The sequence below is a fragment of the Amycolatopsis pigmentata genome (assembly GCF_042684065.1).
GTDB lineage: Bacteria > Actinomycetota > Actinomycetes > Mycobacteriales > Pseudonocardiaceae > Amycolatopsis_E > Amycolatopsis_E pigmentata.
Genome location: NZ_JBHUKR010000021.1, coordinates 197,250 through 221,374, shown reverse-complemented (window position 1 = coordinate 221,374; position 24,125 = coordinate 197,250). Strand labels below are relative to the sequence as shown.

14 protein-coding genes are annotated in these 24,125 nt (G+C 67.4%); 7 read left to right on the top strand and 7 right to left on the bottom strand.

Annotated elements, in window-relative coordinates; all coding sequences use genetic code 11:
- Positions 1-15: 15 nt before the first annotated feature.
- On the bottom strand, positions 16-5,199 hold the full coding sequence (locus tag ACFSXZ_RS32255) for a leucine-rich repeat domain-containing protein (RefSeq protein ID WP_378269366.1): 5,184 nt from the start codon (positions 5,197-5,199) through the stop codon (positions 16-18).
- A 521-nt stretch (positions 5,200-5,720) separates the two neighbouring features.
- On the opposite strand from ACFSXZ_RS32255, the gene ACFSXZ_RS32250 reads away from it, so the two are divergent.
- From ACFSXZ_RS32250 to ACFSXZ_RS32230, 5 genes are read left to right on the top strand one after another with little or no spacing between them, the layout of a single operon-like run.
- On the top strand, positions 5,721-12,320 hold the full coding sequence (locus ACFSXZ_RS32250) for an SDR family NAD(P)-dependent oxidoreductase (RefSeq protein ID WP_378269365.1): 6,600 nt from the start codon (positions 5,721-5,723) through the stop codon (positions 12,318-12,320).
- Entirely contained in the window at positions 12,317-16,309 is a 3,993-nt protein-coding gene (locus tag ACFSXZ_RS32245) for a type I polyketide synthase (RefSeq protein ID WP_378269363.1), read from the top strand. Before ACFSXZ_RS32250 ends, ACFSXZ_RS32245 begins: the two co-directional genes overlap by 4 nt.
- Positions 16,306-16,611 carry an acyl carrier protein gene (locus tag ACFSXZ_RS32240; RefSeq protein ID WP_378269361.1) on the top strand — a complete coding sequence of 102 codons (306 nt, stop codon included), beginning with the start codon at positions 16,306-16,308 and terminating at the stop codon, positions 16,609-16,611. Before ACFSXZ_RS32245 ends, ACFSXZ_RS32240 begins: the two co-directional genes overlap by 4 nt.
- Positions 16,608-17,414, top strand: a complete 807-nt coding sequence (locus ACFSXZ_RS32235) for an alpha/beta fold hydrolase (RefSeq protein ID WP_378269359.1) — start codon at positions 16,608-16,610, stop codon at positions 17,412-17,414. Before ACFSXZ_RS32240 ends, ACFSXZ_RS32235 begins: the two co-directional genes overlap by 4 nt.
- Positions 17,411-18,595, top strand: a complete 1,185-nt coding sequence (locus ACFSXZ_RS32230) for a glycosyltransferase (protein WP_378269357.1) — start codon at positions 17,411-17,413, stop codon at positions 18,593-18,595. The genes ACFSXZ_RS32235 and ACFSXZ_RS32230 overlap by 4 nt, the downstream gene beginning before the upstream one ends.
- Here ACFSXZ_RS32230 and ACFSXZ_RS32225 read toward each other — a convergent pair.
- Entirely contained in the window at positions 18,579-19,385 is an 807-nt protein-coding gene (locus ACFSXZ_RS32225; protein WP_378269355.1) for a hypothetical protein, read from the bottom strand. The genes ACFSXZ_RS32230 and ACFSXZ_RS32225 overlap by 17 nt on opposite strands.
- Positions 19,386-19,550: 165 nt before the next feature.
- On the opposite strand from ACFSXZ_RS32225, the gene ACFSXZ_RS32220 reads away from it, so the two are divergent.
- Positions 19,551-20,066 (top strand): hypothetical protein, encoded by a 516-nt coding sequence (locus tag ACFSXZ_RS32220; RefSeq protein ID WP_378269353.1) that lies wholly within the window; start codon positions 19,551-19,553, stop codon positions 20,064-20,066.
- Positions 20,067-20,111: 45 nt separating this feature from the next.
- Here ACFSXZ_RS32220 and ACFSXZ_RS32215 read toward each other — a convergent pair whose 3' ends face one another.
- Positions 20,112-20,585, bottom strand: a complete 474-nt coding sequence (locus tag ACFSXZ_RS32215) for a MarR family winged helix-turn-helix transcriptional regulator (RefSeq protein ID WP_378269352.1) — start codon at positions 20,583-20,585, stop codon at positions 20,112-20,114.
- A 264-nt stretch (positions 20,586-20,849) separates the two neighbouring features.
- Between ACFSXZ_RS32215 and ACFSXZ_RS32210 the strand changes: the two genes are divergently transcribed.
- The gene (locus ACFSXZ_RS32210; protein ID WP_378269350.1) at positions 20,850-21,413 is read left to right on the top strand and encodes a hypothetical protein; all 564 of its coding nucleotides are present in this window, start codon (positions 20,850-20,852) and stop codon (positions 21,411-21,413) included.
- A gap of 3 nt (positions 21,414-21,416) precedes the next feature.
- On the opposite strand, the gene ACFSXZ_RS32205 is transcribed toward ACFSXZ_RS32210, so the two are convergent.
- The 4 genes from ACFSXZ_RS32205 to ACFSXZ_RS32190 form a co-directional block, all read right to left on the bottom strand.
- Positions 21,417-22,295, bottom strand: coding sequence for a DUF72 domain-containing protein (locus tag ACFSXZ_RS32205; protein ID WP_378269349.1), 879 nt, complete (start codon positions 22,293-22,295; stop codon positions 21,417-21,419).
- Between the two features lie 58 nt (positions 22,296-22,353).
- Entirely contained in the window at positions 22,354-22,689 is a 336-nt protein-coding gene (locus ACFSXZ_RS32200) for a helix-turn-helix domain-containing protein (RefSeq protein WP_378269347.1), read from the bottom strand.
- Positions 22,690-22,792: 103 nt separating this feature from the next.
- Positions 22,793-23,371 (bottom strand): Imm1 family immunity protein, encoded by a 579-nt coding sequence (locus ACFSXZ_RS32195; protein ID WP_378269345.1) that lies wholly within the window; start codon positions 23,369-23,371, stop codon positions 22,793-22,795.
- On the bottom strand, positions 23,371-23,967 hold the full coding sequence (locus ACFSXZ_RS32190) for a DddA-like double-stranded DNA deaminase toxin (protein WP_378269344.1): 597 nt from the start codon (positions 23,965-23,967) through the stop codon (positions 23,371-23,373). The genes ACFSXZ_RS32195 and ACFSXZ_RS32190 overlap by 1 nt, the downstream gene beginning before the upstream one ends.
- Between the last annotated feature and the right edge of the window lie 158 nt (positions 23,968-24,125).

The window sequence follows — 24,125 nt, the reverse complement described above, 5'->3', positions numbered from 1 at the left end:
GGCGCATGGCGCGAATCAGGCGTTCCGTCGGCGGAGGGCACCGGTACTCCGGTACTGGGCGAGGTGTTCCTCGCACAGGTAGAGCGTCAGACCCTCGGGCGTGTCGAATCGAGACAGGCCACCCCAGCTTTCGTCAGGGTCCAGCTTCGTCAGCATCGCTTTCAGGGCCCGGAAGTCGGCGTCGGTGGCGGCGTGTGCTTCGGGTCCGGCATCCCGGGACGGCTCGCCCGGCATTTCCTGATCGCGGCCGATTTCCGCGGGCAGCTGGGACACCAGCTCCTTCATCAGGTCGCAGTCCGCCTTGAGTTGCTGGCCGAGCACGTCCACGGTGATGCCGAGAACCGGCCCCGCCAGGGGAGCCGCGTGCTTGAGCACCCAGATGAGGCGCTCGAGGTGCGGGCCGAGCTTGCGGAACCACTCCTTGGGCTGGGTCACCGGATAGACACCTCGCGAGCCGGGCAACCGGTGCCACGCGCCGGGTTCCTCGCAGTAGAGGTGGATTTCGTAGGCGGAGCCGGTGAGACGCCTCCGGTCCGCCGGCACGATCGCGAACACGCTGGGGCAGCGCGCCTCCTGTTGTTGCTGGGCGAGTCGTTGCAGGCGCAGGAACATGCGTTGCGAGAAGTCCGCTTGCTCGTCCAGGCGATCGCCGAACTGCTCCAGCGTCTTCGTGAACTGGTCGATGCTCAGGCGGGTGGCATCCCGCTCCGACGGTGCGAGACCGAGCAGCAACTCCGGGACCGACTGCATTTCCCCGGACCGGTGGCACTCGATCTCGTATCGGGGTGGTGTGCGGGTGAGCCGCGCGCGAAGGTTGTCGTAGTCGAACAACTCCGGGCAGTCCTCCTCACAGCGGCAAGGTACGCGCCGGTTGATGTGCAGGCCGGGAAAGCGCTCCAGGGTGAGGTTCAGACCATCGTCCAGAACCATGAAGAAGCCGACCGGCGACGGCCCGCGGACGGCGAGTTCGACGAGGTTCTGTTGCCGGTCCGCGCTGACCAGGGCCAGGTGCCTCCCGTCGCCGTGACCGAGCAGCGCGCCGGTTCGCCAGTGGATGTTCTTGCTGAACCGGTGCGAGCGGGCGATGAACCAGGTCGGAATGCCGGGCGGCATCGTGTTCAACTGGTAGATCACCTTGATCTCGCGGCAGTCCGGCCGCCGCAGGGCCTCCCATTCGGAGCGGTAGTCAGGGGGATCCCACTGCAGTCGTTCCACGACCAGGCTGAGATCTCCCGATCTGGGCGCCTCGATGCGGTAGGACAGGTCGTATTTGTCCATCATGCCCAGCAGATGGTCGCGAATACCTCGATCGAGATCGAGCCACAGCGACGCCAGGTGTTCCCGGGTGAGCAGCCCGCGTTTCTGGGCGACCTCGTTGCTGTCGAGCACCCGGCTGATGTAGTCGTTCACCCAGGCCGGGCGCAGCACGACGATCTCGTTGAGTTCGGGATCGTCGGAGTAGTAGAGGATGTCACCGAGTTCGTGCAGTGCGCGGGAGATGAACCTTTGGTGCCGGGGGTTCGTCACGCCGGCGCCGGTCATGATGTCCCACATCCGTGCGGGTGTGATGTGGTCGTCCGGGGTGGCACGCAGCGCCTCCGCGGCCGACAGCCAGGTGGTGGGCCATTCGGACCCCATGAGCGGCAACCGCGCCGCCTGGCCGGCGACAAGATCGCGCAGCGCGTCGATGCCCTCACGCGAGGCATTGTCGACTTCGACGCTCGCCACGATCTTCGGGTACTTGGCCCGCAACTCGGCCAGCGGCAGGTCCACCGGCCGGTCGTGGATGTGGGTCGCCACGAGCACGATCGGCGATTCGGGAGCGCGCGCGGTGATGATGTCCAGCCAATAGTGCAGCTTGCCCTGCTCCCAGCCGAGCCGCGAGTTCCACAGCAGCACGAACAGTGACCGGTTGGTCAGGAAGAACTGATGCGTGGCGTGGTAGATCTGCTGGCCACCGAAATCCCAGGTGCTCATGCGCATGCGCACGTCCGCCTCGCCGGGGTGGGCAAGCTCCACGTCACGGATCATCAGGCCATGCGTCGACGGCTCGTCCGGGTCGTGCGGGTCCTCCGCAAGCGCTTTCACCAGCGAAGTCTTCCCGGCGCCTCCCTCACCGACCACGAGGAGCTTGGACACCCACTGCGCGGTGCTACCCCGGACACGCTCCCGAATGAACTCCAATACCGAATCCGATCCACCGGCGGTGATTTCCGGCGGAGGACTGACCAACGGGTTGCCGGACACCGAAAGATCGGCGAGGTGGGGCAATTCCACGAGCGAGTCCGGCAGCGTACGCAGTTGGTTGTCGGCCAGCAGCAACGTGCGGAGGCTCCGAAGCTCGGTGATGCGCTCGGGCAGCGAGGTGACCACATTCCCCGCCAGATCGAGGGTCCGCAGCAGGCGCAGGTCACAGATGCCCTCCGGCAGAGTGCCGAGTTCGTTGTTGAACACGTAAAGGCGGGTGAGACTGCTCATCCGCTCGATCCCGCTCGGCAGTTCACGCAGCCGATTGGTCCCCAGTTGCAACGTTTCGAGATTCGACAGCGCGGTGATGCTCTCCGGTAACTCGGCCAACGAGCTGCCGAACACCGACAGCGTTTTCAGGCCGGACAGTCGGCCGAGGTCTTCCGGTAATTCGGTCAGGTTGTTCCGGTGCAGATACAGGTACTTGAGGTGAACCAGGCCGGTCAACCAGACCGGAAGCACGGTGAGGTCGTTTCCCTGGACATTCAGGGTTCGCAACGTGGGCAATCGACCGATGCACGCGGGAAGCTCGGCGAGCTCGCATTCGCTGAGCTCGAGAACGGTCAACCGGGCCAGTTGCCCGAAATCGAACTTCGACGACGTCAGTGCGTTCTTCGAAAGGGCGAGGTGGGTGAGGTTCGAAAGCTCCGCCAGCCAGTCGGGGACCTCGGTGATCCCGGTTTCTTCGCAGTCGAGGTAGGTGAGTTTGACAAGACCGCGCAGGCACTCCGGAACCCGTGACAGCCGGTTGCCGTCGAGGCGAAGCTGACTCAGCGACGACAGGCGGCCGATCCACTCCGGAAGTTCGGTGAACTCGTTGTTGTGCAGGTACAGAAAGGTCAGCGTGCCCGACTCGGCGAGCGACTCGGGCAACTCGCCGACTTTGTTGGCACCAATGTTCAGCTCGACCAGACGGGCGAGCCTGCCGAGCCAGTCCGGCAGTTCGGTCAACTTGTTGCCGTGGAATCCCAGGACGTTCAGTTTCCCCAGTTCCTGGAGCCATCCCGGCAGTTCGCCGAGTTGATTGCCGTCGACATGCAGACTGACCAGGTGCCGCAGGTCGCGTATCCACTCCGGCAACTCCCCGAGCTGGCAACCACTGATACTCAGCACCGACAACGACGTCAGTTCACCCAGGAAGTCCGGTACCCCGGAAAACTGATTGCCACCTATCCACAACTCGACCAGCCCGGAAAGACCCCGCAGCCAGGACGGCAGGACCTCGATCCGGTTTTCGTGCAAGGTCAGGATTTCCAGGTCGGTCAGCCGGGTCAGCTGGGGAGGGACCTCGGTGAAGCGGTTGGCTCGCAACCACAACGCCCGTAGTGTGGTCAGGTCGCCGAACCAGTCCGGTAACGCGGTGAGGCTGTTGTGGTCGAGCCGCAGTACCCGAAGCGATGTGAGGTTTGCCAGCCATCCGGGCACCTCGGCCAGTTCACAACCACCGAGCCCCAGCATCCTCAGGCCGGTCAGGTCACCGAGGCACGCCGGCAAGTCATCGAACGGGTTGTCGTCGAGGTCGAGTCGAGTGAGATCGACGAGATCGCCGATCCAGTCCGGTAACGCGGTCAACTTGTTCTGGTTGAGTCTGAGTGTCTTGAGGTTGGTCAGGCCGTGGAACTCATGCGGTAACTCCAGGATTCCGTTGTCGTGCGTTTGCAAGGTCGCGAGACCGGTGAGTTCTCCGAGCCAGGTGGGCAACTCGGTCAGCCCGCAGTCGCCGATGCCGAGGGAAGTGAGGGCGGTGAGCTCGCCGAGCCAGCCCGGCAGACCGCGCAAGAAGTTGTGGTCGAGGAACAAGTGCCTGAGATTGGTCAACCGCCTCAGCGATTCCGGCACCTCGGTGAGGTGGTTTTCGTTGACCCACAGGGTTTCCAGTCCGGTCAACTCGCCCAGCCACTCCGGCAACTCGGTCAACTGGTTCGCCTGCAGATGAAGGAGGTTGAGCTTGGTGAGGTTCCGCAACCACTCCGGTACCGTTTTCAGCCCACACCTGCCGATACCGAGGTAGGTGAGCTCCGACAGCGTTCCTACCCGGTCAGGCAGGCAGACCAGTGGATTGCCGTCGAGATCCAGCATCGTCAACGTCGGCGGCAGGTCAGGCAGGGCGGTGATGTGATTGTCGTCGACGTAGAGCTCGGTGAGGTTCGTCATTTCGCGCAGCCAGTGAGGCAGTACGGTAATGCTGTTGCCGCTCAACCACAGACGGGCCAGGGCGGTAAGTCCGGATATCCACTCGGGCACCGTGGTCAAAGCCAGGTCTTCGATATCCAGGAGGGTCAGGGTGGTGATCTCGCCGAGCCACTCGGGAAGATCGTCCAGTCGATTGGCACCGACGGCGAGCGAGCTGAGCGGGAGCCGCCCGAGCCATGCCGGCAGTTCGGTCAACCGGTTGCCCTCGAGCTGCACCTCGGTGAGAGCGGTCAGCCCGGCGAGCCATTCGGGCAGTTCGGTGAGGCGATTCGCATCCAGATCCAGTCTGGTCAACCTGGTCAGGCCGGCCAGCCATTCCGGCACGGTGCCCAGCCCGCAGTCGCCGATCGTGAGCACCGTCAATTCGGTCATCGTGCCGAGCCAGTCCGGCAGTGCGGCGAAGCGGTTTTCGTCGAGGCGTAGATCGGTGAGGCCGAGGTCGGCGATCCAGCGAGGGAGTTCGGTCAGGCGATTGGCCGCGACGTCCAACTTCTTCAGACCGCTCAGGCCTGCCAGCCAATCCGGCAGTGCACGTAACCGATTCGCACCCACACTCAGTTTCGCCAGGGGAAGATCGACCAGCCAAGCCGGCAGTTCTCGCAAATAGTTGTCGTCCAGGCTGAGCTCGGTGAGGCCGGCCAGTTCCGCCACCCGCGGTGGCACCGCGGTGAGGTGCAGATCGCGGAGATCGAGACTGGTTGCACCGGCCGCGAGTGCGGCGTCGATGCGGCGGTTCGCTTCGTCAACTCCCACTGCCATGGGGTCAGTCAAGCATCCCGCGACCCCGGCTCGCGGCGATTCGGCGTAATTGACCGGGCTCGACCTGTTCGACGCCCGCGTCCGCGTCGAGCGTGTGACGACCGGCCAACGCGGGTTCACCGAGCAGGTCGCCGCCCGGACGGGCGGGAGCGTCCCGATTCCGAGCGCGTGGGGTGAGCGCGCCGGGGAATCGTGTGGGAAGATAATGCGCAGCGTGCGCGCGGCCGCGTAAAGAGACAATCAGTTTTGCATTTCCGCCTTGTTACCGGAAAGACCGCGCCCACGCCGGTAGCCGTGCACCAGTGACCGGTTGACCGCGAAGAAGCGGCATTCCTCGCGTTGCGGAAAGGTTTCGCCTGCCTGTCCCGGGGTGCCGGGGACGTTCCACGATCGCGCGGAGGCCGTTGATCCTGTCGCGCGGGGTCGGCTAACTTGCCGAACCACTTGATCCGAACGGACGACGATGTCCGCGTTTTCCCTTCTGTCACCCCGAACTCCCCACCCCGGACACGGAGGCTTCCTTGGCAGCCCAGCGCGATCGCCGCGAGCTCGTCATCGGACTGAGCCCGCTCGGCCGTCCCGGCGCACGGGTCGTGGCCGCGGTGTGCCGGGCCGGTGGCCTCGGCGTGCTCGACCTCGGCGCCGGGGATGTCCGCGTCCGCGAGGCGCTCGCGCTCACCGAGCAGTGGTCACGGGGGCCATACGGGGTGCGAGTGCCGCAGGGTTGCCGGCTCGAACCGGCCGACCTTCCCGCCGGGGTCGATACCGTCCTGCTCGGCCGGAACTCGCCCTGGAGACCATCCGATCCGGACGGTTACCGGGTGCTCGCCGAAGTCACCAGTAGCGAGGAAGCCACGAGGGCCGCCGAAGAGGGCGCACACGGGTTGGTCGCGCGCGGGAACGAGGCCGGTGGGCGCGTCGGCGAACTGAGCTCGTTCGTGCTGCTGCAACAACTGCTGCCCATCGGCCTTCCCGTGTGGGTCTGCGGCGGCATCGGACCGCGTACCGCCGTGGCCTCCGTGCTGGGCGGCGCGGCGGGCGTCGTACTGGACACGCAGCTCGCGCTGTTGGCAGAAGCCGAACTACCCGACGAGATCATCGACGCGATCAGCGGTTCGGACGGTTCCGACACCACGGTCGTCGACGGCGAACGGGTGCTGTCCCGGCATCGGAACGTACCTGCCGGCCAGGATGCCTTTCTCGCCAAGCGTTTTGCCGACCGATACGGTGACGTCGGACAGGCCGTGCGTGCGGTCCGGAGCGCGATCGTGTCCGCGCCGGACGGCGCTACCGTGTTGCGGCCGGGTTCGGTGCTGTGTCAAGCCATCGGCACCGAGCTTCCCATCGCGCAAGGTCCGATGACGCGGGTCAGCGATCAACCTGGGTTCGCCGCGGCGGTCGCCGGACATGGTGGGCTGCCCTTCGTAGCGCTGGCGCTGGCGAACGAAACCATGACCCGGTCGCTGCTGGAAGAGACCCGGCGCGCGATACCGGATCGTCCCTGGGGCGTCGGCATTCTCGGGTTCGCACCGGAGGACGTGCGTTCCGCCCAGCTTGCCGTCATCCGGGAGGTCAAACCGTCCAGCGTGATCATCGCCGGTGGCCGGCCGTCACAGGCGGCGTCGCTTGAAGCCGAGGGCATCCAAGCGTTCTTGCACGTGCCTTCCCCCGGGCTCCTGCGCCAGTTCCTCGACGCGGGCGCACGGAAGTTCGTGTTCGAGGGCGCGGAGTGTGGTGGGCATGTCGGTCCGCGCGCGAGCTTTCCCCTGTGGGAGGCGCAGATAGGGATCCTCGAAGACTACCTGGCCGAGCATCCCGGGCACGCGGCTGAAATCCAGGTCTTCTTCGCGGGCGGTGTCCACGACACGCGCTCGGCGGCGATGGTCGCCGCCGCGGCCGCCCCGCTGGCCGCGAGTGGGGCCGGAATCGGCGTGCTCATGGGTAGCGCGTACCTGTTCACCGAGGAGGCCGTCGCGCACCAAGCCGTGCTTCCGGCGTTCCAGCGACAGGTGCTGGCCGCCGAGCGCACCGCTTTGCTCGAATCCGCGCCAGGACACGCCACCCGTTGCGTGGTCAGCCCGTTCACCGAACGGTTCCAGGCACTCCGCGAAGATCTGCGTGCCCGCGGCCTGCCGGACCGCGAGGTGTGGGAGGAGCTGGAGCGGATCAACGTCGGGCGGCTGCGCATCGCCAGCAAAGGCGTGCGACGTGAGGACACCGACCTGGTCGCGGTCGGCGAGCCGGAGCAGATCGCCGACGGCCTGTTCATGGCCGGTCAGGTCGCGGTGCTTCGGTCCGAAGTCACCACCATCCGCGAACTGCACGACTCGGTGATGGGCTCCGCCCTCTATCTGGCCGAGCGAGCCCACGCGTCGCGCGCACGATTCGCTCCGGTACCGGTCACCGAACCCGAGGCCCCACCGCCGCTGGACGTCGCGATCGTCGGCATGGCCTGCGTGTTCCCGCAGGCCCCGGACCTCGCGTCGTTCTGGGCCAACGTGGTGCGAGGTGTGGACGCCGTCACCGAAGTACCCGAAGGCCGCTGGGATCCGGACATCTACTACGCCGAAGGCGGCACCGGTGAGCACACGCCGTCCAAATGGGGCGGCTTCCTCCCGGAGATCCCGTTCGATCCGTTGCGGTACGGCATCCCACCGTCTTCGCTGGCGGCCATCGAACCGGTACAACTGCTGGCGCTCGCCGTCGCGGAGAAAGCGCTTTCGGACGCCGGTTACGGCGACGGCGGGTTCGACCGCGAGCGCACCAGTGTCGTCTTCGGTGCGGAAGCAGGCAGCGACCTCTCGAACGCCACGGTGTTGCGCACGGTCCTTCCCTCCTACCTGGGCCGGATTCCCGACCCACTCGACGAACAACTGCCCAAGCTGTCGGAGGACTCCTTTCCCGGCATGCTGGCCAACGTCATCGCGGGCCGGATCGCCAACCGGCTCGACCTCGGCGGCGCGAACTACACCGTGGACGCCGCGTGCGCCTCCTCGCTCGCGGCGATCGACGTGGCGTGCAAGGAACTCGTCGGCGGCACCAGTGACATGGTGCTCGCGGGCGGCGCGGACCTGCACAACGGCATCAACGACTACCTCATGTTCTCCTCGGTGCAAGCGCTTTCCCCCACGGGCCGGTGCCGGACCTTCGACGGCTCCGCCGACGGAATAGCCCTCGGCGAAGGGGTCGCCTGTGTCGTGCTGAAGCGACTCGCCGACGCCGAACGCGACGGTGACCGGGTCTACGCCGTCATCAAGGGCGTGGGCAGCGCCAGCGACGGCAAGTCACTGGGACTGACCGCACCACGGCCGGAAGGGCAACGGCGTGCCTTGCGGCGCGCGTACCGCAACGCCCGTGTGTCACCCGCCGAAGTCGGCCTGGTCGAGGCGCACGGGACCGGCACCGTGGTCGGTGACCGGACCGAACTGACCACGCTGTCGACCGTGTTCACCGAGGCGGGCGCGGCCCCGGGCGGCTGCGCGATCGGTTCGGTGAAGTCCCAGATCGGACACACCAAATGCGCCGCCGGACTGGCCGGACTGATCAAGACGGCGATGGCCCTGCACACCGCGGTCCTGCCGCCGACGCTGCACGTCTCCGCTCCGAACCCGGGCTGGCACGGTGAAAGCAGCCCCTTCGTGTTCTTCGGCGGGGCCCGCCCGTGGGCGGCTCCTCCCGAGGAGCGCATCGCCGGGGTCAGCGCGTTCGGCTTCGGCGGCACCAACTTCCACGCGGTGCTCAAGGCGCACGAGCACGCGCCCGAGCCGCGGCACGGTCTGGACGAATGGCCGGTCGAACTGTTCACCTTCTCCGGGCCCCGGGACCTGGAGTGGTTGCTGGACCTGGCGAACACGGGTGCCTGGCGCCTGCGTGACCTCGCCAGGACTGCGGCCAGGCGGGTCGAGCGCCGTGCCGGACCGGTGACGATCGGCGTTGTCGCGGCGAGCGTCGAGGAGTTGACGGACCTCCTCCGCCGGGCCGCCGCCGGTGAGCACGACCCGGCTCGCGGGTTGTTCCAGGCGCCGGAGGTGACGGGCAAGCTGGCCGTGTTGTTTCCCGGCCAGGGCAGTCAACGGCCGGGGATGCTGGCCGACCTGTTCGTCGCCTTCCCGGAGACACGGCATTTCCTGCGGTTGGGGCGAAAATGGGCGTCCACGTTGTTCCCGCCCGCCGCTTTCGACGCCGCGTCCGAGCAGGCGCAGGAGTCCAGGCTTCGCGACACCCGCGCAGCGCAACCCTCGCTCGGCGTGGCCGGGCTCGCGGTGCATCAGTTGCTGACCCGGCTCGCCGTCAAGGCGGACATGTTCGCCGGACACAGCTACGGTGAGCTGGTCGCGCTCTGCGCGGCAGGATCCTTCGACGCGGCTACCTTGATCGCGCTGTCGGAAGCACGCGCGGACGCGATCCTCTCCGCGGCAGGTGACGACCCCGGCACCATGGCGGCCGTCGCCGCGACCGCCGTCGAGGTCGGCGAAGTGCTGCGCGTCGCGGGCGTCGAGGACCAGGTCGTGGTGGCCAACCACAACGCTCCGCGCCAGTCCGTGATCTCGGGCCCGACCGCGCTCGTGGACCGCGCTCTGGAAGCGTTGCGTTCGGCCGGGCTGTCGGCGAAGAAGATCGCGGTCGCCTGCGCCTTTCACAGTCCGCTGCTCGCGGGCGCCGGGGAGAAGTTCGGCCGGACGCTGGCGGCACAGGCCATCCGCCCACCAGAGTCCATTGTGTACTCAAACCGTACGGCGACCGGTTATCCCGAAGACGCCGACGGCGTGCGCGCGGAACTTGCCGCGCAGATCGGCTCGCCGGTCGGCTTCGTGGCACAGATCGAGGCGATGTACGAGTCCGGTGCGCGGGTGTTCCTGGAGGCAGGCCCCTCGGCCGTGCTCAGCCGTCTGGTGGATGCCATTCTCGACGACCGTCCACATGTGACGGTCGCGTGCGAAGGCAAGGCAGGAAAGGGACTTCGCGGTTTCCTGGCCGCGGTCGCCCAACTCGCCGTGGCCGGTGTCCCGTTGCGCACCGGGTGGCTGTTCAACGGCCGTGATGCCCGTGACGTCGCCGGCGAACGGCCCCCACGTGCCGCCGGATGGACGATCGACGGCCAGACCGTTCGTACCTCCGACGGCGGTTACCTCGGGGGCGGCCTCGCCCCCGCACGAGTGGTTCGGGAGATGACCATGACCGGGTACTCGGGCGATTCCGCCGGCGCCGGCAGGGAAGCGCTCGTCAGCGAGTTTCTGAGGACCAGCCGGGAGACCGTGGCGGCGCAGCGCGACGTGATGCTGAGCTTCCTCGGCACACCACCGGCGATCCGGCCGGCCCAGGTCGTCGAGGTGCGGGAGCCGGTACGGCGGCTGCCCGAACCCGCGCCGCCGGAGACGACCAAGACGCCCGAGACGACAGAAGACGTGCTGACGACGGTGCTGGCGGTGATCGGTGCCCGGACCGGCTATCCGGTGGACATGATCGAGCCGGACCTGGATCTGGAAGCCGATCTGAGCGTCGACTCGATCAAGCGTACGGAGATCGCGGGCGAATTGCTGATGCGCTTCCCGGTGGGTGGAGCGGACATCGACCAGCTCGCGAAGCTCCGCACGACGAGTGCGATCGCGTCCTGGCTCGAATCCCACAACGGGGGTTCGGAACCGGCGGTCTCCCCGCGCCCGGCCGAAGCCCCAGCCGGGTTGCCCCCCAAGCGATTTGTCGTCGAAACGGTCCCGATCGAGGACGGGCAGCACGACACGCGGGCCCTCTCCGGACGCGCCATCAAGATCGTCGGTGACGGAGAACTCGCGGTGGAACTCGCGGGGCGACTGGCCACGCATGGCGCGCGGATCGTCCACGGTGACGGGTTCGACGGATTGATCCACCTTGGTGTGATGGAACCGGGTCCCGACGGTGAAAACGACGAACTGCCCGGTCTGGTACCGCAGATCCAGCAAGCCTTGGCCCGTGGCCCACGCTGGTTGATCATGGCCGCACCGCCCCGGGACGGACTGTCCAAAGTCACCGGTCTGCGCGGGTTCTTCCGCTCGGTCGCCCGCGAGTATCCGGATACCGGCGCACGCCTGGTCGAGGTCGATCCCGGCCGCCCGGCGACGGAGGTGGCACGGCTGCTGATCGAGGAACTGCTGAGGACCGATTCGATGCCGGTCGTGGTCCTCGGGAACGGTGTCCGGCACGAGCCACGGATGACCCCGGCACCACTGGGCTCGCTGGGCAGCACTGGAGCGGGCCCGGCCGGTGACGGCGCCGCCGAAGCCGCCGCGCTCGGCCTCGACCGCGACTCCGTGGTGCTGCTGGTCGGCGGAGCCCGCGGAATCACCGCCCGGTTCGCCGAAACCTTGGCCATGGCCGGCGGCTGCCGGATCGAGTTGATCGGCCGCACTCCGTTGCCCGCCGGTGAGGAGGCTCCGGACACCGCAGCGGCAGCCGACCTGCCCGGACTGCGCTCGGCGCTGGCGAAGTCCGCCCGTCTGACGCCGGCCGACCTTGACCGGCAGGCGAACCGGATCCTCGCCGGGCGCGAGGTGACGGCCACCCTGACGGAACTCCGGAAGCACGCCGCGTCGGTCCGCTACCACACGACCGACGTGCGGGATCCGGACGCGTTCAGCCGTGTGGTCAAGGAGATCTACGCCGAGCACGGCAGACTGGACGGCATCGTGTACGCCGCGGGCGTCATCGAGGACCGGTTGCTCGCCGAAAAGGACCCGGAGTCCTTCCGCCGAGTCTTCCAGACCAAAGTAGACGGTGCGCGCACGCTCTTGTCGGCGCTGGAAGACGCGCCCGAACCGCCCCGGTTCACGGTGCTGTTCGGCAGCATCGCCGCGGTGCTGGGGAACCGCGGGCAAACCGACTACGCGGCGGCGAATGATTCGCTGGAGCAGATCGGCGCCGTCTGGGCCGCGAACACCGGCAGCCGTGCACTGACCGTCCATTGGGGACCGTGGGCACCGGCGGCCCGGCACGGCGGCATGGTTTCGCCGGAACTCGCCACGAGTTACGCCGGCCGTGGGATCGACCTGATCGATCCCGAGGAGGGCACGTTCTGCCTGCTTCGCGAGCTGGCGTGGGGAGACCCAGGGCTCCGCTCCGTCGTGTACACGGCGTCAAGCTGGTGAACGCCCCGATCGCGATCGTGGGCATGTCCGTGCTCCTGCCCGGAGCGGGCGACCTGGACACCTACTGGCGCAACCTGGTCGATGGCGTGGACGCGATCACCGACCTGCCCGCCGCTCGCTGGAACGCGACGTTTCCCGGCGAGGTGTCCTGCCGCCGCGGCGGATTCGTCGACGAGTTCACCGGCTTCGACCCGGCCCGCTTCGGGATCATGCCCGCGTCGGTCGACGGCACCGAACCGGACCAGCTGATCGCCTTGCGGGTCGCCGCCGAGGCGGTCGCCGACGCGGGCGGCGAAGCGGTGTTGGGCGACCGCGCCCGCGCCGGGGTGATCCTCGGCCGGGGCGGCTACCTCACCCCCGGTATCGCGCGGCTCGACCAGCGGATCCGGACGGCGCATCAGCTGACCCGGACGCTCGGCGAATTGGTACCCGGTCTCGACGACGCCCAACTGACCGCGGTCCGTGCCGCATTCACGGAAAGGCTCGGCCCGAGCCGTCCCGAGTCCGCCATCGGCCTGGTGCCCAATCTCGCGGCCTCCCGCATCGCCAACCGGCTGGACCTGCACGGTCCCGCGTACACAGTGGACGCCGCGTGCGCGTCGTCGCTCGTCGCGGTGGACCAGGCGGTCGGCGAACTGCTGTCCGGCCGGTGTGACGTGATGCTGGCCGGCGGCGTGCACCACTGCCACGACGTCACCTTCTGGAGCGTGTTCAGCCGGCTCGGCGCGCTTTCCGCGAGCGAACAGATCCGTCCATTCGACCGACGTGCGGACGGCATCCTGGTCGGTGAGGGCACGGGCGTGGTCGTGCTCAAGCGCCTCGCCGACGCCGAGCGCGACGGCGACCGCGTCTACGCGGTGCTGCGGGGTTCGGGCGTGTCCAGCGACGGACGCGGCGGCAGCCTGGTCAACCCCGCGCCGGAAGGCCAGGTTCTCGCGGTGCGGCGCGCCTGGGCGGCCGCCGGGCTCGACCCGGCCGAACCCGGCTCGGTCGGTCTGCTGGAAGCACACGGAACCGCGACCGTGGCGGGTGACCGGGCCGAACTGGAAACACTTCGCGATGTCTTCGGCGCTTCGGAAGACAACGGCGAGCGCGCGATCATCGGCAGCGTGAAGTCCATGATCGGGCACACGATGCCGGCGGCGGGCATAGCCGCGCTGGTCAAGGCCGCGCTTTCGGTCTATCACGGGGTCCTGCCGCCGACCTTGCACTGCGAGGACCCGCACCCGGCGCTGGCCGGAACACGCTTTCAGCCCATCGCCACCGCGCGCCCCTGGGAGGATCGGGTGCGCCGCGCCGGGGTCAACGCGTTCGGGTTCGGTGGGATCAACGCCCACGTCGTGCTGGAGCAGGCACCCGGATCCGCGCCCGTGTCGTTCTCGGTGCGCGAACCCGAACGGGTGCTGCGCCTCGCCGCGGAAAGCCGGGAGCAGCTTCTCGCCGCTCTCGACGCGCCGGAAGCCACCGCGTCCACCGGAAGGTACCGCCTCGGCATCGTCGCACCCACCACCAAAAAGCTCGCCACGGCAAGGAGAATCGTGGCAAAGGGCACGCCGTGGCGAGGGCGTCAGGACATCTGGTTCACCCCTCGGCCGCTGTTGGCGGGCCGGGCCGGGACAGCGTTCGTGTTTCCGGGCCTGGAAGCCGAGTTCGCGCCCCGGGTCGAGGACGTGGCCGACCATTTCCGTCTGCCCGTACCGGATTCCGCGGCCGGAGACCTGGGCCGCCACGGCACCGCGGTCATCGGCGTCGGCCGACTGCTCGACGCCGCGTTGCGGAGACTCTCGATCGTGCCGGACGCCGTCGCCGGGCACAGCGTCGGCGAATGGACCGCGCTGATCGCGGCGGGTGTGCATGCCGGGCCGGACGTGGACCGGCTTCTGCGGCGTTTCGATCCCGAGTCACTCCAGGTGCCCGGCGTCGAATTCGCCGTGCTCGGCTGCGGCGCCGAACGGGTTCGCGACGCCATCGCGAATCTCCCGGACCTGGTTGTCTCTCACGAGAACTCGGTGAACCAGACGATCGTGTGCGGACCGGCCGAGCCGGTACGAGCGCTCGTCGCGGACTTCCGCGCCCAGTCGGTGATCTGCCGCCTGCTGCCGTTCCGCTCCGGCTTCCACACACCGATGCTGGAGCCCTATCTCGGCCCGTTCGTGGCCGCGGCGAACACGCTGCACGTCCATCCGCCGTCGGTTCCGGTCTGGTCGGCCACCACGGCGGCCGAGTTCCCTCGCGACGAGGAATCGGTCCGCGCGCTTTACGTCCGGCATCTGATCCAGCCGGTCCGGTTCCGCGAACTGGCCGAAAACATGTACGCGTCGGGCATTCGTGTCTTCGTCCAAATAGGACCGGGACAGCTCGGCTCGCTCATCGACGATACGCTCGCGCGGGCGGAGCATCTGACGATCGCCGCCAACTCGCCGCATCACACCGGCCTCGGCCAACTCCGGCGGGTGGCCACCGCGTTATGGGTCGAAGGCGCCTCGCCGGACTTCACCGCCCTTTCCCGGGAAAGCACCGGTGCACGGCTCGACCTCTCCTCCGGTCTGGTGTCGCTCGGCTCCGCCGCCGAGGGACTCCTGCCCACCGGTCGCTCACCGTCCAGACTGGACAAATTGGCCGATCGATACCCGGAATTCGGCCGGTTACTTCAGGAGACGACGGATGCCGCGACGGCCGTCCTGGAAGCCCTGGAACCTCCCACTGCCACATCGACACTGAGAGTGGCCACGGACACCATGCCGTATCTGCTCGACCACTGCTTCGCGAGGCAGCGCGAAGGCTGGCCGGACGAGACCGATCGGCGCCCGGTCGTCCCCGCGACCACCATCGTCCGCCACATGATGGACGCCGCCGAGAAGGCCGCACCGGGCCTGCGCGCCGTCGAAATGACCGGCGTGCGGCTGAACCGCTGGCTGGTCGCCGCGCCCGCCGTCGACGTCGAAATCACGGTCACTCCGGTGGCCGAGGGACGGGTCGATGTCCGGGTCGGCGAGTACGCCGAAGCGAGCGTCCTGCTGGCGGAGCGCTATCCGGCCGCCGCTTCCCCGGCCTGGGCCCGGCCATCCGCCGAGCGTGCGCCGAAGCTGACCGCTGAACGCTTCTACACCGAGCGGTGGATGTTCCATGGTGCTCGATACCAAGGGATCACCGAACTGACCGCGGTCGGTGACGCCCATGTTCGCGGCGTGCTCACCTCGCCGACCGCGCCGGGCGGACTGCTGGACAACGTCGGCCAGTTGTTCGGGCACTGGATCGTCGAGACCCAGACCATGCGGCGGGTGGTGTTCCCGGTCGCCATCGAACGGTTGACCTTCCACGGTGCCGAACCACCGCCTGGCACCCGTCTGGACTGTGACATCCGCATACGGTCCATTTCGGACACCGCCTACGAGTTCGACGCGCGGCTCACCATGGACGACCGGCTCTGGGCGGAAATCACCGGGTGGCGGGATCACCGCTTCGACAGCCATCCCGACACCGATCTCGCCTACCGCTTCCCGGAACGGAACACCCTCGCGAAACGCCGGTCCGAGGACGAATTCGTGGTCTTCGAACGATGGCCAGGCCTCGCGTCCCGGGATCTGTACCTGCGCAAATATCTGAATGCCATCGAGCGTGCCGAATACGAACGGCTTCCGGCACCGGCCCGGCGACACTGGCTGCTCGGCCGGATCGCGATCAAGGACGCGGTGCGGACCCGGCTATGGGACCAGGGCGCCGGAGCCGTCTTTCCGGCCGAGGTGCTCGTGCGTGACGGCGAAAACGGCCGTCCTGAGGTGTCCGGCTGTCACGGCTTCCGCCTGCCTGACTTCGATGTCGCGGTGGCTCATCGCCGCGAGGTCGCGATCGCGGTCGCACGCCCGGCTTCGGCCAAGCGGCCGTGGGTCCGGATCGAGGAGACCGCCGACCGGGATTGCGACCTGAGCAACCCTTCCGGCCTGCCGGAACGGCATTACCTGGTGACACGCGGAACGGAGAAGAGATGACCGACGAAACGACCGCCGTCGCGGACGAGGCGGTGCTCGACGTCATTCTCGACGTCGTAGGCGGCATGGTGCGGGAAATACTCGGCGAGTACGACATCGACGACGTCGAGATCACCATGGACACCACCTTCCACGAGGATCTGGAACTGGAAAGCATCGATCTCGTCGTGCTCGCCGGACGGCTGCAGGAGCATTACGGCGAACCGGTCAACCTCGCGGAATTCCTGGCGGACAAGGAACTGGAGGAGGTCATCGCGCTGACCGTCGGTGAACTGGTCCGCTTCGTGGCGAGCCGGACATGAGCACGATCGCCGCCAACGGCATTCGCACGCATTACCAGCGGATACCGGCGAAGGACGCGGGGCCGGAGCCGCCCGTGGTGGTGTTCGTCCACGGTCTCGCCATCGACAGCCTCGCCAGCTTCTACCTGACGCTCGCGCCGCCGGTGGCGGCGGCCGGGTTCGACGCGATCGCTTACGACCTTCGCGGCCACGGGCACTCGGACAAACCCGGTCACGGATACCGGATCGGCGACTTCGTCGCCGATCTCCACGGCCTGCTGGACGCTCTCGGCGTGCACCGGCCGGTGCACCTGGTCGGGAACAGCTTCGGTGGGACAGTCGCGTTCGCCTACGTGGCCGAGCATCCGGACCGGGTCGCCAGTGTCGTGTCGATCGAGGCCGAGCCACCGACCGAGCCGTGGGCGGCAAGGATGCGCGCGATGATGGCCGAGGCCGTCGAGAAACTGGCCGAAGAAGGCGCGTTTTCCCGGATCGCCGAGGCTTTCGGCACCCACCACGCGAGGCTGGCCGCCGCTGGACTCAAACGGCTCACGGCGGCCACCATGATCGACGACCTGCCGGCGGGCCCGCTGCTCGACCGGCCCGGGCTCGACGCGATCCGCTGTCCCGTTTTGTCCATTGTGGGCAGTGAAGGGTTCCAGCGGGACGATCTCGGCGCGCTCGAACGAGCCTTGCCGAACTGCCGTACCGAGGTGCTCGCGGGCCGACATCATTCCGTTCTGGTGGAATCACATCGCACGGTTCGTGACCTGTTGTTGGGCTGGGTGAGTGAGCACACGCCGGCCGGAGCGGGGGCACGGTGAGCCGGTTCCTGTTCGTGATGCCGCCGTTCGCCGGGCACGTCAATCCCGCGATCGGGGTCGCCGCGGAACTCGCCTCGCGGGGCCACGATGTCGCCTGGGCAGGCGCGCCCAAGGTGCTGAGACCGCTGATCGGTCCGCGATCACGCGTCTTTCCCTGTGCGGCGCCACCGCCTGAGACGATGGTGCGCCCCGAAGGCAGCCACGGCTACGCGGCTCTCAAATTCTTGTGGGAGCAGGTGCTCATACCGCTGGCCGTCGCGATGGAACCCGGTGTGCGGGTCGCGGTGGACGAGTTCGCGCCCGACGTTCTGATCGTCGACCAGCAGGCCATCGCGGGGGCACTGGTGGCCAACCGGCTCGGTCTGACCTGGGTCACCTCGGCGAGCACCTCGGCCGAACTGACCGATCCGGCCGCCGCCGTGCCCAAAGTCGGTGAGTGGCTGCGCGAACTGATGCGCGAGACGCAGGAGCGGTTCGCGGATCCCCGGGCCGGTGAGGATCTGCGGTTCTCCCGTGATCTCGTACTGGCGTTCACCACGGAGCGACTGACCGGCGAGGTCACGGCTGATCACGTCGAGTTCATCGGGCCGTCCATCCGGGATCGTGCCGATGTCGGTTTTCCTTGGCACGAACTGGATCGCGATCGAAAGCTCGTCCTGATCACCCTGGGAACGGTGAACACCGGGGCGCGTTTCCTCACCGAATGCGCGACCGCTGTCGCCGCCAGGTCCGAGCGGCTCCAAGCCGTCGTCGCCGACCCCACAGGAGCGCTGGCCGGAACCTCCGCGGAGGTGATCGTACGGCGCCGCATTCCCCAGTTGGCGCTGGTGGAAAGAGCCGCCGCCGTCATCTGCCATGGCGGGCACAACACCGTCTGCGAGGCTCTCTACCACGGCGTTCCCCTCGTCGTGGCGCCGATTCGCGACGACCAGCCGGTCATCGCGGACCAGGTCGTCAGGGCAGAAGCAGGCGTGCGCGTTCGCTTCGCCCGTGCCACCTCGGCACAGATCGGTCCAGCCCTCGACGCCGTCCTCTCGGAACCCGCCTTTCGCGCGGGCGCCGATGCCATCCGCCGGTCCTTTCGCGAGACCGGCGGAGCCGCCGCGGCGGCCGCGAGTCTGGTCAAGCTTGCCCACGCAGGTCTTCCGGGACAGTCGTCTGCGGTCAGCCGGACGGCGTGAGCGGTTCGAGCAGGGCGACCATCTCGTCACGCCCGTGGTACCGCGCCGCACCGAGCGCGGTGGCGTGGAAGCGGGGCTCGGCGACCCGGAGATCCGGGTCCTTGGTAAGGAGGAATTCGACCACCTCGCGCCGGCCGTGGGCGGCCGCCCAGATCAGCGCGTACTCGACGACCAATTCGGCCGTCAGTCGCGGGCCACAGGCACCGATCCGCTCGACGAGACCCGCCTGCACGCCGGCGTCCGCCGGGACGGCAGAGGACACGAGCAGACACAGCGTCGTCGTGCCGCTCCCGCCTCCGTAGCTGTCGCAGAGGGCATCCACTCGCGCTCTCCGCCCGGCCAACAGCCGCAACACTTCTCCCGCGTCGCCCGGCGACCGAAGCTGGCGCTCGACCTCGATGCCGTTGTCCGCCACGTGATGGAGCGACGTCTGCCGATGCGGGAACGGTGAGCGCATCGTGATCAGCCCGGGCTCCCTGTCCAGCAGCCGACGGAGGGCGTCGAGGTTTCCGGCGTGGACCGCGTCCGCGGCGGCCTCAAACCCACTGTCCACTTTGTCCTGTCCATGGGCCATCGCGTCCGCCCAGTCGGCGTACCAATGGTCCCTGGCGATGGCCTGGCGCGCCTCGGCGAGATCGAGGCGAGTACCCCGCGCCATGCCCGCGAAGCGCAGAATCTCGGCCACCACCGGGTCCTCGGCGGCGTCACGTAGCAACTCGGCTTGGCGCGTCAGCCACTCGGCGACCGGGATGTGGGGCCCAGCCATCGCCGGCGTCAAGAAACCATCCATGCCGGCACTATCCCATTTGTCCCCTGTGCGTCGATCGGACACGACTTTCGTATCGACTTAGTGGTTTGTTCACCGTTCCGCCCTAGGCCGGACCAGGGCGCCGTCGTCATCCTTTCGTGGATGGAGCCACACGATCGGGCTCCACTTCCGGGAGGAGCGTGTTCATTGCGTAAGCTTGCGGTCACATGCGGTGCGATCATCCTCACCCTGGCCGGTGCCACCACGGCCCAGGCCACCCCATTGTCACCCTCAGTCACAGCGACCTGCACCATCGTCGACGGCACCGCGGACTCCTCCTGCACTCCGGGCGCCACGAATCCGGATGTCACGCAGAGCACCATCGATTCCACCATTTGCGTTTCCGGCTGGACCGCCACCGTGCGTCCGCCGTCCAGTTACACCACCGGTTTGAAAGACCAGCAGAAACCCGAGTACGGCGAGGCCGATATCCCCGATTCGGAACTCGAAGAAGACCACCTGATCCCGCTCGAACTCGGCGGCGCGCCCCGCGACCCGAACAATCTGTGGCCCGAACCCCGCGAATCGGCGGGAACCGCGGGCAGCGGTCAGGCCGCGGAGAACAAGGACACCGAAGAAAACGCACTCAAGAAAGAGGTCTGCAACGGTCAGCTGACCCTCGCCGCCGCACGCCGGCAAATCCTCGCCGACTGGACCCACTGAGTGCACCAACCGTGGACGTGGGTCGCGCCGTTCGATTCCCCGGAATCAGGCACCGCGGCCCGCGTCGCGGGAAACATTCTCGGTCAGGCGCCGCAGCAAGGACCTGATCTGGGCCAGCTCGTCCTCGTTCAGCCCCATCGCGCCCGCCATGACCGCGGGCACGGCGTGCGCCCGCTCGTGGAGCCGCAGCCCCTTCTCGGTCGGGATGACCTGCACGGTGCGTTCGTCGTCCACCCGGCGTTCCCGGCGCACCAGCCCCGCCACTTCGAGGCGTTTGATGAGCGGGGTAAGAGTGCCGTAGTCGAGTTGCAGCGCGGCGCCCACCTCTTTGACCGGGACCGCGCCGTGTTCCCACAGGACGAGCATGACGAGGTACTGCGGGTAAGTGAGGCCCAACTCGTCCAGCACCGGCCGGTAGCGGCTGATGACCGCCCGGGAGGCGGCATAGAGAGCGAAACACAGCTGGTCGTCCAACTTCAGGGAAAGCTGGGGCGGCGTACCGGAAGCGCCACCACCCATCAGAACTCCTCTTACCATGGGAACGACTGCTGCTCACCGCAGGTTACGTTAACGTGGGCAGCATTTCAACGTAGGCACTTAACTCGTCCACGATCTAAACTGACCCGATGAACGTTTCGTCCTTGGGCGGGACCGCTCCTGGTGAACGACGGTCCGTCCGCTCGTGGCGATGCGGGCAGGGCATCCTTTACCAGGAGCCGCATCGCGAGCGATGGCGACTGTGTGAGGATGCTGCGTGACACCCCTGACACCGGAAGGCCACGCATGAGGACGTTGACCGCGCTGCTGGGCCGATTCGACGAGGACAGGGCCGCCCGCTTCCGCGGTCTGGTACTCGGCCAGCTGGTGCGCGCCGCCCGCGGCCCTCACGATCCGGGCCTGGTGCATCTGTTCCTGATGCCTCCGAAACCCGGGCAGACCAAGTTTTCGATCTACGAAACCAATCAGCCGCTGAATCTCGAGGTGCCCGTCCCCGAAGCCATCCGGCAGGCGTTGCACACCCTGCACCAGTTCGAATGCGATCCCCGGATCGTCCCGGGCGCCGACCAGGCCTGGCGCGCGGTCGACGCCCAGCAGACCGCGTTCTATCTGGGCACCGGGGCACGCTTCGCCTATTCCGGCCCGAATCCGGCGGCCACCACCATCGCGCGACTGGTCGACCACACCGCGTTCTACTTTTCCCTCGACGAATGGCAACGGCCGGTGGTCCTGCAGGTCTCGGCCGCGACGATTCTCAACGACGAGCCGTTTCCGGTCACCCGAGAGGTGCGCGCCACCCGCGAACCGCCGTTCGTTCTGGTCGACACCATCGTCGGCTTCTTGAGATGACCCTCACGCGAGCAGTTCCGTCAGACGTTCCGCATTGACCTGCGCGTAATTGCGGTAACAGTTGTTCATCAGCACCTGCGTCCGCTCGGCCTCACCCGCCAGCCCGAGCAGGCGTGGCGCCCATTCGCGCAGTTCCTCCTCGGAGTACCGGTAACCGAACTTCTCCTCGATGTTCTTGCTGGTCCATTTCTTCGAATGACCATGGAAGCGCACCACGGCGAGATCGGCGGTGGCGGCCAGCAATGGTGGCACGGACGAAGCATACCCCTGAGGCATGTCGACGCAGACCAGCGGAATCCGGCTTCCCGAAAGAAACTCCAGGGTCTCCTCACGGTTCTTCTCACTCAGCCACGACCGGTGGCGGAACTCCACACAGGCCTGGTATCGCGGCGTGAGCCGTTCCACACAGGACAGAATATAATTCTTGTTGGGCCGGGAAATGGTGAACCACGGCGGGAACTGCAACAGGATCGTGCCGAGCTTTCCGGTCGTGCGCAACGGCTCGATGGCGCCGAGGAACCGCTCCCACACCTCGCCGGCCACCTCGTCCGGCACGTCACGGAGATACACCGTGTCCTTGCCGAGCTTCTCCGGATCCGGCCGCAGGTCCTTGGGCAGTGCCGCGATCCGGGTGGGGTGCTGGGTGAACAACCGGAACGCCTTGATGTTGAAGAGGAAACCCTCCGGCGTACGCTCCGCCCACAGCGTCGCCGTACGCTCGGCCGGCAGCCCGTAGTAACTGGAATCCACCTCGACGATCCGGAACTGCTCGGCGTAGTAGCGCAGGCGCTTTTCGGGCGTGTCCGCCTCCTCCGGATACCAGCCCGACGCGATCAGCGTCTTGTCGGTCCATCCGGCCGTGCCCACTCGGATCTCTCCCATCACCTCCAGGATAAGGAGTCCGGCGCGATCACGCCGCCCGAAGCGGCGGCGTGCCGGGTTACCAGGCAGGGATGGCTTGGTCTTCGAGGTAGTCGTTTAGTTCGAAGAAACACATCAACTTGTCACGCATGGCGGACAGGTCCGTGTCGTTCGTGGCACATGCGACGCACAGCACTCGCTCACTGATCGGTGAGTTGTCGGTCAACTGCGCCACGGCGTGGCCCGTAGCCCGGGCAATGGCGACCACCTCCGGCATCTTCACAGGCTGGAGACCCGCGATGATGCGCGACAGTGTGGACTGCGGCACTCCACTGGCCTCAGCCAAAGCGCGTTGGCTCAGCGACCTGGATTCCCTGGCGCGTTCGATGCGTGCACCGAGGTCGGTTGCTGACACGCCTTCTCCTCAAGCTGCCTGATTCATTGGGTTCTAGCCTGATTCAGTGTAGGACTGAGCATCCGCACACGCCTGAGGAGCCCGCGGACAAAACGAAGACTCGTTACCATCTCGGGTCCAACCGCGGCAGATCGCTGCGCCTGTTTTCCGTCCAGCCGACGTTGGTGGGCCGCTGACCGGTCAGGATGTATTCCTCGACCGCCGCATGAAGCCGGCCGAGTGAGAAGACCGATCGACGCGGGAACAGCGAATCTCCGCCGGTGTCGTAACGGATGACCGGAGGTGAGGGAAACGGGTCGTGGTTGACGCCGAAGAACAACCGGGAACCGCCCTCGTGTTCGACGTGGAAGACCAGCGCACCGTGACCATATTCGGTGACGGCAGTCAGCCCCTGCGGTGGGAACTCGGCGACGCCGATGTTCATCCACACGTTGCCGCCGGTCAGTTCGTCGCGCGTGTACTCCATCGTCGACCGGCACGGACGGTCCCACGAGTAGATGGCACATTCCTGGCGCCCGTCGCCGGTCAATTCCGTCTTGATCTCCTCGATCAGGGACCGGCGCTGCTCGTCCGTATAGGCGAACGCCCAGCCGACGTCCTCGCGAGTGCCGAGAGGAACCGACTCAGGGAGCGGACGACCGGCGAAGATCACGGTGGTGACTGGACCGGTGGCGGGAGTCATCACGAGCCCCTTCCCTTGATCGCGAGCACCTGACGGGCGTTCTTCGTCCAGATGTACAGTGTCGCACCTTCCGGCAGGATCACGGCAACAGCGTCGCGGCAGCCCATCGGTCCACTCTGCCCGCAAACGTAAGTGTTGTTGATGACCAGCACACCGAAAGCAGCCTCGTCCTCTCGCATCTTCACAGCGACCTTGACTTCGGCGTGGGTCGCGGGATCCGGGTCAATGTCGCTGTACCCCGCATCGGTGAGGATCGACGCGGCCTGTTCGGAAAGGTCGTCGTGCCCGCTGCTCAACGCGGTATAGCTTTCAGGGCTGGTCTCGAAAAACAGGCTGGTCGTGACCTTCCCATTGCGTAATTCGCTACGTTGTCGCTGTTGCGCCGCCCAACTCGGGTCAATGGCGGCACGCTTGAGCTTTTCACAGTCACCAGAGTCGCCGAACGCGAGGGAGCCTGCCGCTGTCGGCGCGTCGCACGCGCTGCTACTGAACAGGCCAAGGTCGACGCCGCAAGAGCGCATCAAAACGACGAGGAGGACCACGACGATCGTCCAACCGGTGACCTTGCCGACGCAACCGCCGCCGCTGTTTGGCACCCGCCGCCTCCCCCTTACCGGATGCTCGATATCGTGGTCGACAACTGGCCGTCCAGGGTCGAATCGGGCGACTGTTCACCCGGACGGGTTCGCGCCGGATGCCCGGCTGCCAACGAGGCGATGGCCGAGTCGGCCGGAGATCAACCTCAACAGGATCC

What these genes read in the sequence shown, in the direction of transcription:
- ACFSXZ_RS32210 (WP_378269350.1), top strand. Translation starts at nt 20,850, where the DNA reads ATGAGGACGTTGACCGCGCTGCTGGGCCGATTCGACGAGGACAGGGCC.
- ACFSXZ_RS32215 (WP_378269352.1), bottom strand. Translation starts at nt 20,585, where the DNA reads ATGGGTGGTGGCGCTTCCGGTACGCCGCCCCAGCTTTCCCTGAAGTTG.
- ACFSXZ_RS32235 (WP_378269359.1), top strand. Translation starts at nt 16,608, where the DNA reads ATGAGCACGATCGCCGCCAACGGCATTCGCACGCATTACCAGCGGATA.
- ACFSXZ_RS32255 (WP_378269366.1), bottom strand. Translation starts at nt 5,199, where the DNA reads ATGGCAGTGGGAGTTGACGAAGCGAACCGCCGCATCGACGCCGCACTC.
- ACFSXZ_RS32195 (WP_378269345.1), bottom strand. Translation starts at nt 23,371, where the DNA reads ATGACTCCCGCCACCGGTCCAGTCACCACCGTGATCTTCGCCGGTCGT.
- ACFSXZ_RS32205 (WP_378269349.1), bottom strand. Translation starts at nt 22,295, where the DNA reads ATGGGAGAGATCCGAGTGGGCACGGCCGGATGGACCGACAAGACGCTG.
- ACFSXZ_RS32225 (WP_378269355.1), bottom strand. Translation starts at nt 19,385, where the DNA reads ATGGATGGTTTCTTGACGCCGGCGATGGCTGGGCCCCACATCCCGGTC.
- ACFSXZ_RS32240 (WP_378269361.1), top strand. Translation starts at nt 16,306, where the DNA reads ATGACCGACGAAACGACCGCCGTCGCGGACGAGGCGGTGCTCGACGTC.